Raw genomic sequence first — 14,548 nt, forward strand, 5'->3', positions numbered from 1 at the left:
GTACGCAAGAAAACAAGGGGTCTCCCCATGGAGAGTCCCGGATGGCCGGCCCGAACATCGCAGGCACTTATTGAACAGAAAACCCAGCCAATAGGCTGGTTTTTTTGTTGTCTGGAAGAAAAGTACCCATACCCCAGATTGCCGCGCTACGCTCGCGATGACAGGTCAAAGTCACTTGTCAGAGCCACCCGATAACAAAGCCATGTCATGGCGAGGAGCGCAGCGACGTGGCCATCTCGGGTGGTGGTGCGCGCCTAGTTGCGTTCTTCGCTCGCAGGGCTATGAGCGCCAAAGTAGTAAGTTTTTAAAATAAAACATACGTTTTAAGCGATGTTATAACAACAGGTTGTGAATTAACATGGTATTGTAGGTCGGTAGCATCTAGTATAGTGACGTATGAGTTAAGGCGTAAAATCAAATCTCAGGAGGAGAAACGATATGACGACGCAATTAGCCAAGAAGTTAGCTATCGCCCTATTGATGGCCTTGATGGCAGGCGGTTTGATCGCTTGTGACGATCAAGGTCCTGCTGAAGAAGCGGGTGAAAGCATTGATGAAAGTGCAGAAGAAGCCGGAGAAAGCATGGAAGAGCTCGGCGAGAACATCGAAGAGTCTGCCGAGAATTAAGTTATTATTGAATTAATGCCGCAGTCAAAGCAGTCGCTAAAAAGCGGCTGCTTTGTTGTTTATAACGTGTCTACTTTGAAGCGATAACGATAACAACGCGGGGACAACGTGCAGCTACAACGTGACAAAAGCCTACTGCTATTGGTCGACTTTCAAGAACGGCTACTGCCCGTCATTGATGGTGGTGAAGACGCGGTTCGTGAAGCCACTTGGCTGGCTGAAATGGCAGGTTTAATGGATGTACCTGTCTGGCTAACGGAGCAATCACCCGAAAAACTGGGGGGAACCGCAGTACCTCTGCTCGACTGTCTCAACGACTACCAGCTTTGGCATAAACAGCATTTTAGTGCCATGGCGAATACGCAATTTCGTGAAGCGCTCAGCTCAACAGGAAAAACACAGATTGTGCTAGGGGGGACAGAGGCGCATATCTGTGTGTTACAAACAGGGTTAGGGCTATTAGCGGCTGGATACGAGCTATATTGGCTAACTGATGCAGCGGCTAGCCGTCGCCCTCAAGAAGCAATACTTGCCCGAGAGCGAGCCTGCCATAGCGGAGGCGTGGCAGTATCGGCCGATATGGTGGCTTATGAGTGGCTGCATCGTTGCGATACAGCACTGTTTAAAGAGGCTCATCAGCGGTTCTTGAAACCGAGATCATTAAGCACTGTGCGCTTTTTCTAACGATCGCTGTCTAGCGTTCCGTTTCTCTGCGAGTGAATACGAAGCTATCACCCTGGGAGGCCGCTGCATCGAATTGGTAGCCCGCTACATCAAATTCCTTAAGACTATCTGGATCGCTAATCTGCTGCTGAATAAGCCAGGCGCTCATTAAACCGCGGGCTTTTTTGGCATAAAAACTAATAATTTTAAACGAGCCATTTTTTTCATCTTTAAATACCGGCGTAATGATGCGCGCATTAAGTTGCTTCGTATCGACCGCTTTAAAGTACTCGTTAGAAGCCAGATTGACCAGAACGTTAGAGCCACTAGCCGCAATGGCCTCCTTTAGTGCAGGCGCCAAGAGTGGCTTCCAATAGGCATATAAATCCTTGCCCGCATGGTTGGGTAGTTTGGTGCCCATTTCCAGCCGATACGGCTGAATCAAATCTAACGGGCGTAGTAGGCCATATAAACCGGAGAGTATGCGCAGGTGAGACTGTGCATAGTGGTTTTCTTTAGCACTAAATGATTCAGCCTGTAGGCCAGTGTAGACATCGCCCTGAAAAGCCTGAGCGGCAGGCTTGGCATTATCCAGCGTAAAGGGCGGCTGCCACTCCTCAAAGCGCGCCGCGTTGAGGCCTGCCAATTTATCGCTAATCCCCATCAATTCGCTTATTTGCTGTGGCGAATAGTCGCGCAGTATGTCGATAAGCGCTTGGCTTTGCGCTAGAAAATCAGGTTGCGTAACGTCGTTAGTGGTGGATGGGGTTTCAAAATCCAGCGTTTTAGCTGGCGAGATAACACTCAGCATCGCGTGCTCCTGGGATCATTACGGGGGGTAGTAAGCAAACCTTGCCAACAGGATGACCAGTATAACAAGCCCCGGCGAAGGCCGAGGCTATAAGATCAATAGCGTGTTTCGGCTTAATGATACTGTTTAGGAGCTGACGTTAAGGGCACGGATTCGGCATGCGGCGGTGGATATCATCGATTGCCTCAAGTACGTCGTCATCGAGTTTGAGGCTCTCACTATCCAGGTTGCTTTCCAATTGCTCCATGGTGGTCGCGCCGATGATATTACTGGTTAAAAAACTGCGAGAGTTGATAAAGGCCAGCGCCATTTGGGCAGGATCCAGATCATGCTGTTGCGCGAGGGCGACATAGTCACGCGTCGCCGCTTCGGCTTCTGGCGAGGTATAACGCTTGAAGCGCTCATACAACGTTAAGCGACCTTTAGGCGGCTGTGCGCCATTGAGATACTTGCCCGACAGCACGCCAAACGCTAGCGGTGAATAGGCGAGTAAGCCGACATCTTCGCGATGGGCAATTTCCGCCAAGCCAACTTCAAATGAACGGTTAAGCAGGTTATAGGGATTTTGAATAGAGGCTACACGGGGTAAATCAAGTTGGTCGGCTAGCTGCAGTGAGCGCATGACGCCCCAGGGGGTTTCATTGGAAAGCCCAATGGCGCGGACTTTGCCTGCGTCTACCAGCTCTTTGAGCGCCGACAGCGTCTCTTCCAATGACGTTGCGTCTTCATCTTCGCTATGCACGTAGCCAAGCTTACCAAAGAAGTTGGTTTGGCGGTCCGGCCAGTGCAACTGGTAGAGGTCAACGTAATCGGTGTTTAAACGCTCAAGGCTAGTATCAATGGCCTGATGAAGATGCTCTCGAGTTAGCCGCGGCCCACCGCGAATATGCTCCATCCCCGGGCCGGCAGCTTTAGTGGCGATGATCAGATCATCTCTAGCGCCACGCTGTTTTAGCCAACTACCAATATAACGTTCGGTAAGGCCTTGCGTCTTGGCCATGGGGGGAACGGGATACATTTCAGCGGTATCAATAAAGTTGATGCCAAAGGCAACGGCTCGGTCTAGCTGTTCGTGTGCTTCGGCTTCACTATTTTGCTCACCAAACGTCATGGTGCCTAAGCAGAGACGACTTACCTCCATGCCGGTTCTGCCAAGTGGGCGCGTTTGCATTTTTATCTCCTTACGAAGGCGGAATTGCCCAAAAAGTCCCCTATTACCAGGGAGGTAAACAGCGTACGAATGGCATGTTAGCGAGGCTCTTTCAAAGCAGCAAATTAATGGGGTTGAGTCATCACGAAGGCAGGCGTATGCTTGCCAACCCATCGACCGGCTAAAGGCCGGTTTCTCGTGTGGTTGGCTACTACTATTGGTGTTAGCTGGCCCAAAGTTCTAACAGATAGGCAGGGTGGTTTGCCATGCTGCAGGCATCGACGTTGTTTACCCGGCTAGAGTTTCGGCTAGCCGAACGGCTGTTCCATAATCGCTGGTTATTACCGCGCTCGAAGCGTACCCAGCGTTTGACAATGCGCTTGTTCAAGCGCTGTGCGGAAGCGGGTCACCCCGATGCGTTGTCCGTTTATGGTCATATGTTGTTTCATCGTAGCCAAACGCCCCAAGACAAAGCACGTGGTGCTCGTTACGTGCTGGAAGCCGCCCATGCAGGGGATGTAAAGTCTCAATACCAGGTGGCGCAAATCCACGAACACGGCTGTGTTCAATATCCTCGCCGCGATGATTATGCGGTGACATGGTACGCACGTGCAGCCCAATCTGGCCATTTTTTAGCCGCCGAGCGCCTTGCTCGTGCCTACCGGCTAGGTGAGTTAGGTCTGGCAGTGGATAATCAGCGAGCGGCCTATTGGCAGCAGCAGGCAGAACAGCAGCCATTAGATGAAGTGGCCGTCGCATGAAGCGCTGCCGCGCGTTAATTGTATGAGGAAGTCTGTGTCCGAGACGCTACCCACCGTGCTTGATGTTGAAGCGTCCGGATTTGGGCGTGGCAGCTACCCCATTGAAATAGGTATCGCACGTGCCGATGGGAGCTGCTGTGCCTTTCTTATTCAGCCACTGGACGAATGGACGCATTGGGACCCCAAGGCGGAATTGCTGCACGGTATTACCCGTGAGCGTCTCATTCAGGAAGGCCACCCGGTGCGACAAGTCGCCCACTGGCTGAACGACGAACTGCGTGAGCTGGGAAAGGCTTATAGCGATAGCTGGGGCTACGACAACACGTGGCTATCGCTGCTTTTTCATCATGCGGGAATGCTGCCGCGCTTTCGCCTGGAAGCGTTGCGTATATTATTAAGCGAAGAGCAGCAGGCCGTCTGGAGCGAGACAAAAGAATTAGTCATTGCCGAGCGAGGTATCCATCGCCATCGTGCCGGTGACGATGCCCGTCTGCTGCAACTTACTTACCAGCGTACCCGCCCCTAGGTACGCTGGCGTGCCTAGCGTTGGCGGCTTACTCCTCGTCGCTGATCGCGAGTAATACTTTGCCGATACTGGCGTCAGACTGCATGTGTGCGTGGGCCTCTTCCACCTCGCTGATCGGCCATGTACGGTCTATCAGAGGGGATACCTTCCCATTACTCAACAGCGGCCAGACATGGGTATAAAGCGCCTCAAGGATAGTGCCCTTGGCGGCTGGTGATTTCGATCGCAAGGTAGAGCCGATCACCCGCTGACGCTTCATCAGCATTTGTGTCATATCAAGCTCGGCGCTGCCACCGCCCATTACCCCGATAAGTACCAGGCGTCCATCGGCGTTAAGTACCTGCAGGTTGTCAGCTAGATAGTTGCCGCCCACCGGGTCAAGAATAACGTCTGCTCCGCCCCACTCATTAACCGCCTCGACAAAGCTACCGTTGTGGCGATTCCATCCTGCATCAGCGCCAAGCTCAAGACAGCGTGCCAGTTTTTGCTCGCTTCCCAAGGTGACAAAACAAGGATTTTCAAACGCATTACAAAGCTGCATAGCGGCGGTGCCTACGCCACTTGCGCCCGCGTGGAGCAATACGCGTTCACCCTTGCGCAGTTGGCCTTTCATGAACAGGTTAAGCCACGCGGTTGAAAATACTTCTGGAAGCGCTGCCCCTTCGCGTAACCCAATACCCTCGGGTAGCGGCAGCACCTGCCGAGCATCAACCCTTACTTCTTCAGCGTAGCCACCCCCTGCCAGTAGCGCGCATACCCGGTCTCCCTGGCGAAACTGCTCAACCTTGGCGCCACACGCAATGATCGTGCCGCTAACTTCAAGGCCCGGTATATCGGTAACCCCGGGCGGGGGTGGGTAATGACCGGCTTTTTGAACCAGGTCGGCGCGGTTAATGCCCGCCCACGCCACGCGTATGCTCACCTCATTATCTTTCAGGGAAGGTAGCTCACTGACGGTCTGCCAGTGAGCGACACCTGCTTCATAACTGATTGCATGCATAAAGCGCTCCTTGCGTTATTGATGACATTCAGGTGAAAAACTTATGCCAACTGGCTCTCAAGCATCTCCAGAAGTGCTGACGGTGTGCCTGCATCCAACAGCATGTCACGCGTTGTTTGGCCCAAAAAGCCATGGGTCACCGTGCTGTCGAGGAATGCCAGTAGCGGCGAGTAAAAGCCTTCCGTATCGAGTAAGCCCATGGGCTTGTCATGGAGACCCAAATAGCCCCAGGTCCATATCTCGAACAGTTCCTCAAACGTGCCGATACCGCCGGGCAGGGCGATAAAGGCATCTGCGTTGGCAGCCATGGTGGCTTTACGCTCGTGCATGTTCGCCACACGGATCAGTTGGCTGAGCCCGAAATGGGCCTGCTCGCGCTCTACCAAGTGATCCGGCATGACGCCAATCACTTCGCCTCCCGCCTCAAGAGCTGCGTTAGCCAGTTCGCCCATCAAGCCTAAACGCGCACCACCATAAACGAGCGTATGCCCGCGGGCCGCCATCTCGCTTCCCAGCGTATGGGCGGCGTGACGAAACGCAGGAGTGTTGCCTTCACGGGAGCCCAGGTAAACGCAAATTCGAGCCATTGATTTAATGTCCTATTGCAAAAAAGAAGCGGTTTAGCGCGGTTGTGTTAGGGCAAAAAGCGTTCAACCTGATAGTGCTGATCCATCCATTGCCCAATGACATTATCACCGCATAGATGATGAGCGTACTGAGTATGCAGACAGCGTATCTGATGCCAATTGCTAATGCCGCCAATGCCACGTTCGGTGAGTACGTCGATGTAGCCCAGATTGGCGACTTCCTCGCGCTGAGCTGCGCTCATATAGTCCCAGCGGGCAGCAATGTAGTCGCGATGGCTTTGCTGATAACGCTCCAAAAAGGCTGGTTCCTCTTGAAGCTGCTGTTCTAGTGACTTAATGACGCCCACGGCTTCAATACGGGAAATCTCTACTTTGAGCACGTCGGAGCAGAGCCAATACAACGTAGGGAAGGGTTTGCCGTCGACAATCGGCGCCATTCGTAACACTAGCGGGGTGCCTTCGCCATCGGTCGCGGCCACTGCCTCGATACCACGCGGTGCGCGGCCAAGCTGCTGGGCGATAATAGCGAGCTGACGTTCGTCAGGCGCCTGATTGGTGCGTATCACCATCGGGTTGGTCTCTCACAAATTTGTTGGAGCGGCCAACGGCACGGAAAAAGCAGCGATTGAGCTGTTCAGGCGATGCAACATAGCACCACGTCCGCTCACAGTATTCAGCGGCTCGTGCCATTAGCACATCATAAAGTCGGTTGAAGGGGGCATCATAATCGTAGGGGTCGGCACCAAACAAGCGGATATGCGGATAGTCAGCGAAGCGCTCAATAAAATAACGCTCCATATCAGCCTCGACGGCACGGTGCTGTGCAACGTTGTCAGGGTCTATCCATAGATTATAGCGGATGGCCATTGGGTCGGCTCCTGTTGCCCTGATGGTTCAAGGCGGGGGCGGTCAGGTTGACTCGCTCGTCTCCTGCAGGTGCGACGTTAACGCCTCGCGTAAATCACCCACAATCGGCACAGCGCTTTTAGCTTGATGGTCATACTGCACCATCACCGTGTGACCTAGATTGGTAAGCTTGCCGTGTTGGCGAGCCTCTTGAGTTACCGTAAATGAACTGGTGCCTAAGCGAGTTAAATAGGTACGTATTTCGATATCATGACCATAAAACAGTTCAGCTCGGTAATCGACCTCCATGCGCGCCATGATCAACCGCCACTGCTTAGGGTCCAAATCGGGCGTAAAGAGCTTGAATAGATCATTACGGGCAAGCTCAAACCATGCCGGAAGACGTGTATTGTTGATGTGCCCGAGGGCATCGGTGTCGTAAAACGCTGGCTCAATGGTACGGGTAAACATGACGTATCCTTGTTATGGGTAATGATGATAAATCGTTGATCATAGCCAAAGGGCTTGGTAACAGAGCTTATTTAGCATTAACCCAAGCAAGCGCTTGGTCAAGTAGCTTGGCTGCCGGTTAAGTGTCGCCGTGCCAACCAGCGCTGCCCTTGCATCCAGCCTGCCAGCCATAGGGTGGCCAAGCCAAATCCCGCTAGCGTACCCAATGCCAGCCCCCAGTGCTCATAGGTATAAGAGACACACAAGGCGTAGCATAGCAGTGAGCCCAGCCCCATTGGATAGTGCTTGATAACCGTGGCGGTAGGTGCAGGTCCCTGGCTTACGTGCAGAATGAGCAGAAAAGGCAGCATAGTGATTGGAAACGCCGCCAGCGTTCCTGCCCAGGCAGGTGGCACCCAGTGGGCCAGGCTAGTGATGGCAAAGATAATTAGCGTGGCTAACAGCGCGCGTATACAGAGCGCTCGCCAAGAAAATGCTTGGCGGGTGGTCGCCACGCTGTCCGGGATGCGGCGGAAAACCCAGCTAAATACTACAATAGCGCAGAGCGTAAACAGCGTGCCGGTCACGCGTGTGAAATCGAACTGGGCAAGCATCAGGCTGACAGCAAACCAGGCGATCAGCGCGCCTGTGGTGCCCATTAAAGCACCCACAAAACCGGGGCGGCGCCCACACAGCCAATAGCCAGCGCCGAGCGCCATGGTGGCGGTAAACCCTGCCAACGTATGCACAGCGCTTTGGGCGGCAAACAGTGGCGAGATTTCCAGCCCGATAAAGAAAAGCGCCAACGCCGTGCCTAGAGGATAGCCTGCCAACAGTCCTGCCACCCTGGGGCTTACCCGAACCGCAATGCTACCCAGGCCAAGCACCATGCTGACTGAAACCACGACTTTAATGAGCTGCCAGCTAAGCGGAACGTCCAGCATAAATGACTATCCTTTTATTAGATAACGTACGGTTTTATTCGTTGGTAATACCGCAAGCCAAGCAGAGCTAAGTGCCTGCACACTGTTTGCCGATTGGCGCTAAGTGTTTGCTACTGGCCTGAGCTCTGCGAACGGTGCAAGCATGCTAGTTAAACCAGACGCAGGCCTTGCTGGTCGCGCCAAGCGGCTTCGAGGGCTTCTTGCAGAGGTGATTTTAAGTGCACTGGGAGCGCCTCATGCGCCGCCTGCAGCGAATCAAACGAGCGGTTGCGTAGCCAGCAGTATGCCCAGGCACAAGCTTCCTCTTCGCTAACGGGGAGAGGGCGGGCGGGCATTTGGTTAAGAAGAAATACCGCCGTGCGCGGCGCCCATAGCGGCATCTCACCCTGCTCATCCTGGCTCCACTGTTCGAGGGTGGCGCCGCTTGGCGTGGCCTCGGGAGTGCCTAGTTTTGCGACCCGTGCGGTTTCGGCCAAAATCAAGGCGAGTTGGTCGATATCGGCTTGGCCAAGGGCGCGCCATTGCCGCAACAGGGCCGATAGTCCCACCCGCATCTTGGTATAAAAGTCATCTTGCGGCATGCTCTGTCTCTACTCCCGTGATCATAAGTGAGATTCATTATGGCGTTTGATTTTGCCACGCCCGTTGAGCGACGTTGTCCCGAGGGGGGCTATGCATCGCAAAAATGGCATCGTTATGATGCAACGGTACTGCCACTATGGGTTGCGGATATGGACTTTCGCTCGCCGCCAGCGGTGATCGACGCGCTGCAAGCCAGAGTGGCACACGGCATTTATGGGTATGGCGAAGTGCCCGCTACCTTAACAGATACCCTCTGCCAGTGGAGCGCCAAACACTATGACTGGTCCATTGAGCCAGAGTGGCAGCAATGGCTACCAGGCGTTGTACCCGCGCTGCATTTTGCAGCCATGGCATTGACCGAGCCAGGTGACGGCGTGCTGACCATCGCACCCATTTACCCACCGTTTTTAGCGGTTGCCGAGCGCACCGGGCGACTGGCGCAAAAAGCGATGTTAGACGAGCCAAAGGCCCCTGGCGAGCCTTGGCAGCTAGATATTGATGCGCTTGAAGCCGCCGTGACCCCGCAAACCCGTTTACTGCTCTGGTGTCATCCTCACAATCCCACCGGCCGCGTCTGGCGGCATGATGAGCTTGCTGCATTGGCTGAGTTGGTCGAGCGCCACGATTTATGGCTGGTCTCGGATGAGTTGCATTGCGATCTATTACTCGACGAAGGCGCACGTCATCGGCCGTTAGCCGCCATGTTTCCTGAGCTGGCTAAGCGAACGATTACCTTGTGGGCACCCTCAAAAACCTTCAATTTAGCGGGGCTCACTAGCGCCTGCGCCGTGATTGCTGACCCTGTTCTACGCAAGCGCTTTGCTGCGGCCACCAAAGGCTTCTTACCCGATGGTAATGTGCTGGGGCTGGTAGCAGCAGAAGCGGCTTATCGCGATGGCGAGCCGTGGCGTCAGACATTATTGAGCGTACTTCGCGAGCATCGTGCGAAGCTCAAGGCACGCGTGGCTACCTGGCCGGGCGTGCAGTTAAGCGTGCCGGAGTCGACGTATCTCGCGTGGCTGGATATGCGTGAGGCAGGATTAGGCGATGTGCCGTACAAGACGCTGTTGGATGAGGCCGGTGTGGCGCTCTCTGATGGCGCAGCCTTTGGCTGCCCAGGCTTTGTGCGGCTTAACTTCGGCACTACCGCTTCCCAGTTGGAAGCGGCACTGTCGCGGATGGATTCACTGCTGAAGCGGGATTGAGAGGCGTCAGTCGAAAATCTTAGTACAGCATCGCAAAGAGCTTACGACGGTAGGCAACGGTGAGCGGGTGGTCGGCGCCTAGCGCGTCGAACACCTGAAGCAGCGTTTTGCGCGCAACGTCATCGTTATAGGCGCGATCTTGCTTCATTAGCGCCAGCAAGGCCTCAAGCCCCGCATCGTAGTGGCCATCGGCCACTTGGCGCAGGGCTCGCTGATACTGCGCTTCGCTATCGTTGCGATCACCCAGCGCCTCGATCTCTTCGGCTGAAAGGGCCTGCTCGCTAAACTCGATGCTGGCACGTACACCACGAGCGGGCGCTGCATCGCGCTCTTCCGGCGGCAGGTTATCCAATACATCACGCGCTTCGCCACCACGCCCCTCGGCTACCAGCACACGGGCAAACGCTACCTGATAGGCATAATGTTCCGGGTACTGACCCATCAATGTTTGGTAGATGTCGCGCGCGCCAGCGGTATCGCCTGCTGCGAGCGCCTCTTCCGCCTGCTCTTCGGGGGTGGGGGGCGCCTCGCCAGGGGCAGGGAAGTAGCGATTTAGCCACTCGCGGACATCTTTTTCAGGCAGCGCACCCTGGAAACCATCCACTAAGCCACCCTGGCTAATCAGTTTCACATCCGGCACGGAACGCACGCCTAATTGACCGGCAATATCGGCATTCGCATCACTATCTAGCTTGCCGAGCAGGAAAGCGCCCGCGTACTCAACCACCAGCTTTTCCAGCACCGTAATGAGTGTACTGCTGCTTGCGTCGTTGGGTGAGTAACACCCCATCAATACTGGCACCTTCATCGAGGCTTCCAGTACCTGCTGAATGTTGCCACCATTAAGCTCGATAATGACATCTTCAGGACGCACCGTCGCTTGTTCATCGTTAGGCGCGGTAGCGTCAGCACTTCCGGTTTCCGCCGTGAGCGGCTTACCTGAGCGGGGATCAATAATCTGCATGGGTAGACTCGGCATTAAAAAATGAACAATAGTTTCCCATGATATGCAGGCATACACCGGAGGATTCAAGGAAAAGCCGGGAAATAAAAAACAACGTTATGAGCTTAAAGGGCCATGAAACTCATAAAGAAGGCCAGGGTGCGGGTACACCCTGGCAGCGTTATTGTCTCTGGGATTGCTTAAGGAATGAGGCGCTCAGCGCGCAGGCGAGTGAACAGGTCGAAAAACGCTGCACGTGTTTCGCGAAAGTGGTTAAAACCGAACTCACGTGCCTTGGTCACATCGTTAACGCACTCTAGCTCGCGCCCAAGGTCGGCATCAGTGTGCCACCAGGAAGCCAGTTTGGTGACATCGTGTTCAATTAACTGGTGTTGTTTTGCTATCTCGGCCCAGGTCGGGGCAATGTCTGCCATCTGGATGTCTAACGGTTGTGGCGTTTCCGGGCAGTCTGGCACTTCAAGGTCGAAGAATTCACCAATTTCATGCCACAGGCGACGCCAACGGAAAATGTCGCCATTGACCGTGTTAAAGGCCTCATTGTGGGCGCCGGGCGTGGTGGCTGCCCACTCCATTTGCCGCGCCAGCACTAGCGAGTCAGTGAGATCGGTCAAGGCGTTCCACTGCACCTGCGAGCCAGGGAACGTAAACGGTTTACCCGTTGCCTTGCAGATAGAGGCGAACACCGCAAGCGTCATCCCCATGTTCATCGCGTTACCGCGGGCATAACCAATGACGGTGTGCGGACGGTGCACGTTCCAGCTAAAGCCGTCTCGCTTAGCTGTTGCGAACATGATGTCTTCGAGAGTGTAATAAAAGTTCTCGCCAGATACGCGGGGGGCTGATTCACGAAACGGTGTCTCGGTCTTGCCGCTACCGTAGTTCTCGAAAGCTCCCAGATACTGCTTGGTGCCGGTCACCAATGAGACATGCGCCACGCTTGCGTCCTGCAGGGCGTCGAGCAGGTTGTGCATCATCGCACCGTTGGCCTCGACGTTCGCTTTCTCATTGTCACGGCGTACCCAGGTGCAATAGAAAACATGTGTGATGGGAAGTCCCGCTAGGGCTTCAGCCGTGGCCTCGCGATCTAACAGGTCGGCAGCGACGGGAATGACTCCCGCTTGATCTGAAGGGCGACGTGATAAGCCATAAACACTCCATCCGCTAGCGATGAGGTAGCTTGCGAGGTTACCGCCGGTAATACCTGTAGCGCCGACGACTAATGCGGTGCCTTTGCGCATCGTTAATTCCTTTGCAGACAAAATTGACGTAACGGACAACGAAAACGCTCTTTGTGTCCGATGCAAAGCAGTCTGGTCGCCGTTGATAATTGCTACAATGAGAAAAATGGCAAATCTTTATTGCGTATGGAGCAACTTGATGGATCTCAATGCGCTACGTATTTTTGAGCGTGTCGCCGCGACTGGAAGCTTTACCGCCACCGCGCGTCATTTTCATCGGGCGGTGTCGTCGGTCTCACGTCAGATTGCCTCTTTAGAGGAGGCGCTTGGTCAGCAATTGTTCTATCGCCACACCCGCGCCGTGACGTTAACGGAGGCGGGCTTGCGCTACTATCAGGAGGTTCGCGAGATACTTGAGCGACTCGACCTGGCAACGGAAGCACTAAGCGCCCCTAATAAAGAGCCTAGTGGTGTGCTACGCCTCAATGCTCCCGTGGCGTTCGGCCAGCGGCAAATCGTACCGATTCTGCATCACTTCCAGCGTCACTATCCGGCGATCAAAGCCGAGCTGATGCTGACCGATCAACTGATCGACCCGGTACGCGAGGGCATTGATATCACCTTTCGGGTCGGTGAACTGGCTGATTCCACACTGGTTGCCCGTCGGCTTGCGTCGATGAACTACGTGGTGGCTGCTGCCCCCGCCTATTTGCAGCGTTACGGTCGGCCCAACACCCCAGATGATCTTGAACACCACGACTGCTTGCTCTATCAGGGCGAGATGGGACGTCAGCGCTGGTACTTTCATCATGCCGAGCAGCCGCAAGCCTTTGCCTACAAAGTCGACGGCAGCCTGTATAGCAACGATGCGGAAAGTTTGGTGCGAGCCGCGTTAATGGGCCAGGGCGTCGTGCTATTTCCCACTTGGCTGATCGCTAATGAGTTAGCGTCGGGCGCACTGTTGCCCCTGCTTGACGCGTGGCGTTGTGAAGTCATGCCGGGCAGGCGTGATATTCATGTGCTTTATGCCCAGCGACGGCTGCACACCCGTAAGGTAAGTGCTTTCCTGGATTATCTGTTTGAGGCGATAGGGCCTACGCCGCATTGGGATCGTTGGCGTGAAGAGATGTGCGAATAAGCGTTGACCGCCGGTTTTAAAACCAAAGCAAACCGATGACCTTCGGGTGAAGGGCGACGGCGACACTAGACTTGCCCATCTAACAATGGTGCAGACACAAAAAAGCCGTTACCTTTCGGTAACGGCTTTTTCGATAAATATGGGTAGCGGGGACCGCCGGTTTCAAAACCAAAGCGAACCGATGACTTTCGGGTGAAGGGCGACGGCGACGCTAAGCTTTCTCATCTATCAATGGTGCAGGCACAAACAAGCCGTTACCTTTCGGTAACAGCTTATTTGATAAATATGGGTAGCGGGGACCGCTGGTTTTAAAACCAAAGCGAACCGATGACCTTCGGGTGAAGGGCGACGCTAGACTTACCCATCTTTCAATGGTGCAGACACAAAAAAGCCGTTACCTTTCGGTAACAGCTTGTTTGATAAATATGGGTAGCGGGGACCGCCGGTTTTAAAGCCAAAGCGAACCGATGACCTTCGGGTGAAGGCTAACGGCGACGCTAGACTTGCCCATCTTTCAATGGTGCAGACACAAAAAAGCCGTTACCTTTCGGTAACGGCTTTTTTGATAAATATTGGTAGCGGGGACCGCTGGTTTTAAAACCAAAGCGAACCGATGACCTTCGGGTGAAGTGACGGCGACACTAGACTTGCCCATCTTTCAATGGTGCAGACACAAAAAAGCCGTTACCTTTCGGTAACGGCTTTCTCGATAAATATGGGTAGCGGGGACCGCCGGTTTTAAAACCAAAGCGAACCGATGACCTTCGGATGAAGACTAACGGCGACGCTAGACTTGCCCATCTTTCAATGGTGCAGACACAAAAAAGCCGTTACCTTTCGGTAACGGCTTTTTCGATAAAAATTGGTAGCGGGGACCGGATTTGAACCGATGACCTTCGGGTTATGAGCCCGACGAGCTACCAGACTGCTCCACCCCGCATCAACGTGTGGCGTATTCTACAGCGTTTTTACGTTAAGTCAATAGGGGGTTTAACACGTTCGGCTTATAGCGGATGCATGCAACCTTCTGCACCATGAAGAGAGTACAGCTATTCTGCAAACTGCAGCTACGCTGGTAAGTAGTAATAACAAAAAGCTTACGTTGGTGCATGACTA

17 protein-coding genes and 1 tRNA gene are annotated in these 14,548 nt (G+C 54.2%); 6 read left to right on the forward strand and 12 right to left on the reverse strand.

Going from position 1 to position 14,548, the window contains the following annotated elements; genetic code table 11:
- Positions 1–438 precede the first annotated feature (438 nt).
- Entirely contained in the window at positions 439–627 is a 189-nt protein-coding gene (locus ACFFLD_RS04920) for a hypothetical protein (protein ID WP_386037435.1), read from the forward strand.
- Between the two features lie 108 nt (positions 628–735).
- Positions 736–1,311, forward strand: a complete 576-nt coding sequence (locus ACFFLD_RS04925) for an isochorismatase family protein (protein WP_386037438.1) — start codon at positions 736–738, stop codon at positions 1,309–1,311.
- A 10-nt stretch (positions 1,312–1,321) separates the two neighbouring features.
- Here ACFFLD_RS04925 and yaaA read toward each other — a convergent pair whose 3' ends face one another.
- Together yaaA and ACFFLD_RS04935 are read right to left on the reverse strand one after the other, a co-directional pair.
- The gene (yaaA, locus tag ACFFLD_RS04930) at positions 1,322–2,101 is read right to left on the reverse strand and encodes a peroxide stress protein YaaA (RefSeq protein WP_386037441.1); all 780 of its coding nucleotides are present in this window, start codon (positions 2,099–2,101) and stop codon (positions 1,322–1,324) included.
- A 139-nt stretch (positions 2,102–2,240) separates the two neighbouring features.
- Positions 2,241–3,272, reverse strand: coding sequence for an NADP(H)-dependent aldo-keto reductase (locus ACFFLD_RS04935; protein WP_386037444.1), 1,032 nt, complete (start codon positions 3,270–3,272; stop codon positions 2,241–2,243).
- 245 nt (positions 3,273–3,517) lie between these two features.
- Between ACFFLD_RS04935 and ACFFLD_RS04940 the strand changes: the two genes are divergently transcribed.
- Positions 3,518–4,012: a tetratricopeptide repeat protein gene (locus ACFFLD_RS04940; RefSeq protein ID WP_386037447.1), complete on the forward strand. Its 495-nt coding sequence runs from the start codon at positions 3,518–3,520 to the stop codon at positions 4,010–4,012.
- Positions 4,013–4,046: 34 nt separating this feature from the next.
- On the forward strand, positions 4,047–4,538 hold the full coding sequence (locus ACFFLD_RS04945) for a hypothetical protein (protein WP_386037450.1): 492 nt from the start codon (positions 4,047–4,049) through the stop codon (positions 4,536–4,538).
- A 28-nt stretch (positions 4,539–4,566) separates the two neighbouring features.
- Here the strand turns inward: ACFFLD_RS04945 and ACFFLD_RS04950 are convergent, their stop codons facing one another.
- The 7 genes from ACFFLD_RS04950 to ACFFLD_RS04980 form a co-directional block, all read right to left on the reverse strand.
- Complete coding sequence (locus ACFFLD_RS04950; RefSeq protein ID WP_386037453.1) at positions 4,567–5,538, reverse strand: NAD(P)H-quinone oxidoreductase; 972 nt, start codon at positions 5,536–5,538, stop codon at positions 4,567–4,569.
- A 41-nt stretch (positions 5,539–5,579) separates the two neighbouring features.
- Positions 5,580–6,125 (reverse strand): LOG family protein, encoded by a 546-nt coding sequence (locus ACFFLD_RS04955; RefSeq protein WP_386037455.1) that lies wholly within the window; start codon positions 6,123–6,125, stop codon positions 5,580–5,582.
- 47 nt (positions 6,126–6,172) lie between these two features.
- Entirely contained in the window at positions 6,173–6,694 is a 522-nt protein-coding gene (locus tag ACFFLD_RS04960; RefSeq protein WP_386037458.1) for a DUF501 domain-containing protein, read from the reverse strand.
- Positions 6,666–6,992, reverse strand: a complete 327-nt coding sequence (locus ACFFLD_RS04965; RefSeq protein ID WP_386037461.1) for a hypothetical protein — start codon at positions 6,990–6,992, stop codon at positions 6,666–6,668. The genes ACFFLD_RS04960 and ACFFLD_RS04965 overlap by 29 nt, the downstream gene beginning before the upstream one ends.
- A gap of 42 nt (positions 6,993–7,034) precedes the next feature.
- Positions 7,035–7,442 carry an acyl-CoA thioesterase gene (locus ACFFLD_RS04970; protein WP_386037464.1) on the reverse strand — a complete coding sequence of 136 codons (408 nt, stop codon included), beginning with the start codon at positions 7,440–7,442 and terminating at the stop codon, positions 7,035–7,037.
- A 98-nt stretch (positions 7,443–7,540) separates the two neighbouring features.
- Positions 7,541–8,365, reverse strand: a complete 825-nt coding sequence (locus tag ACFFLD_RS04975) for a hypothetical protein (RefSeq protein WP_386037467.1) — start codon at positions 8,363–8,365, stop codon at positions 7,541–7,543.
- A gap of 149 nt (positions 8,366–8,514) precedes the next feature.
- On the reverse strand, positions 8,515–8,946 hold the full coding sequence (locus ACFFLD_RS04980; protein ID WP_386037470.1) for a hypothetical protein: 432 nt from the start codon (positions 8,944–8,946) through the stop codon (positions 8,515–8,517).
- A 39-nt stretch (positions 8,947–8,985) separates the two neighbouring features.
- Here ACFFLD_RS04980 and ACFFLD_RS04985 point away from each other — a divergent pair, with 39 nt between their 5' ends.
- Positions 8,986–10,152, forward strand: coding sequence for a MalY/PatB family protein (locus tag ACFFLD_RS04985; RefSeq protein ID WP_386037473.1), 1,167 nt, complete (start codon positions 8,986–8,988; stop codon positions 10,150–10,152).
- Positions 10,153–10,171: 19 nt separating this feature from the next.
- Here ACFFLD_RS04985 and ACFFLD_RS04990 read toward each other — a convergent pair whose 3' ends face one another.
- On the reverse strand, positions 10,172–11,116 hold the full coding sequence (locus ACFFLD_RS04990; RefSeq protein WP_386037476.1) for a co-chaperone YbbN: 945 nt from the start codon (positions 11,114–11,116) through the stop codon (positions 10,172–10,174).
- A 179-nt stretch (positions 11,117–11,295) separates the two neighbouring features.
- The gene (locus tag ACFFLD_RS04995; RefSeq protein ID WP_386037479.1) at positions 11,296–12,354 is read right to left on the reverse strand and encodes an SDR family oxidoreductase; all 1,059 of its coding nucleotides are present in this window, start codon (positions 12,352–12,354) and stop codon (positions 11,296–11,298) included.
- Positions 12,355–12,493: 139 nt separating this feature from the next.
- On the opposite strand from ACFFLD_RS04995, the gene ACFFLD_RS05000 reads away from it, so the two are divergent.
- Complete coding sequence (locus tag ACFFLD_RS05000; RefSeq protein ID WP_386037481.1) at positions 12,494–13,432, forward strand: LysR family transcriptional regulator; 939 nt, start codon at positions 12,494–12,496, stop codon at positions 13,430–13,432.
- Positions 13,433–14,295: 863 nt separating this feature from the next.
- Here the strand turns inward: ACFFLD_RS05000 and ACFFLD_RS05005 are convergent.
- A tRNA-Met gene (locus ACFFLD_RS05005) sits at positions 14,296–14,372 on the reverse strand.
- Positions 14,373–14,548 lie beyond the last annotated feature (176 nt).

It is taken from the genome of Vreelandella sulfidaeris, from assembly GCF_042429665.1.
Lineage (GTDB): Bacteria > Pseudomonadota > Gammaproteobacteria > Pseudomonadales > Halomonadaceae > Vreelandella.

Excerpts from the sequence above, each read along its gene's own strand:
- ACFFLD_RS04980 (WP_386037470.1), bottom strand. The coding sequence starts at position 8,946 with ATGCCGCAAGATGACTTTTATACCAAGATGCGGGTGGGACTATCGGCC.
- ACFFLD_RS04990 (WP_386037476.1), bottom strand. The coding sequence starts at position 11,116 with ATGCAGATTATTGATCCCCGCTCAGGTAAGCCGCTCACGGCGGAAACC.
- ACFFLD_RS04935 (WP_386037444.1), bottom strand. The coding sequence starts at position 3,272 with ATGCAAACGCGCCCACTTGGCAGAACCGGCATGGAGGTAAGTCGTCTC.
- ACFFLD_RS04920 (WP_386037435.1), top strand. The coding sequence starts at position 439 with ATGACGACGCAATTAGCCAAGAAGTTAGCTATCGCCCTATTGATGGCC.
- ACFFLD_RS04965 (WP_386037461.1), bottom strand. The coding sequence starts at position 6,992 with ATGGCCATCCGCTATAATCTATGGATAGACCCTGACAACGTTGCACAG.
- ACFFLD_RS04985 (WP_386037473.1), top strand. The coding sequence starts at position 8,986 with ATGGCGTTTGATTTTGCCACGCCCGTTGAGCGACGTTGTCCCGAGGGG.
- yaaA (WP_386037441.1), bottom strand. The coding sequence starts at position 2,101 with ATGCTGAGTGTTATCTCGCCAGCTAAAACGCTGGATTTTGAAACCCCA.
- ACFFLD_RS04970 (WP_386037464.1), bottom strand. The coding sequence starts at position 7,442 with ATGTTTACCCGTACCATTGAGCCAGCGTTTTACGACACCGATGCCCTC.
- ACFFLD_RS04940 (WP_386037447.1), top strand. The coding sequence starts at position 3,518 with ATGCTGCAGGCATCGACGTTGTTTACCCGGCTAGAGTTTCGGCTAGCC.
- ACFFLD_RS05000 (WP_386037481.1), top strand. The coding sequence starts at position 12,494 with ATGGATCTCAATGCGCTACGTATTTTTGAGCGTGTCGCCGCGACTGGA.
- ACFFLD_RS04995 (WP_386037479.1), bottom strand. The coding sequence starts at position 12,354 with ATGCGCAAAGGCACCGCATTAGTCGTCGGCGCTACAGGTATTACCGGC.
- ACFFLD_RS04975 (WP_386037467.1), bottom strand. The coding sequence starts at position 8,365 with ATGCTGGACGTTCCGCTTAGCTGGCAGCTCATTAAAGTCGTGGTTTCA.
- ACFFLD_RS04950 (WP_386037453.1), bottom strand. The coding sequence starts at position 5,538 with ATGCATGCAATCAGTTATGAAGCAGGTGTCGCTCACTGGCAGACCGTC.
- ACFFLD_RS04955 (WP_386037455.1), bottom strand. The coding sequence starts at position 6,125 with ATGGCTCGAATTTGCGTTTACCTGGGCTCCCGTGAAGGCAACACTCCT.
- ACFFLD_RS04960 (WP_386037458.1), bottom strand. The coding sequence starts at position 6,694 with ATGGTGATACGCACCAATCAGGCGCCTGACGAACGTCAGCTCGCTATT.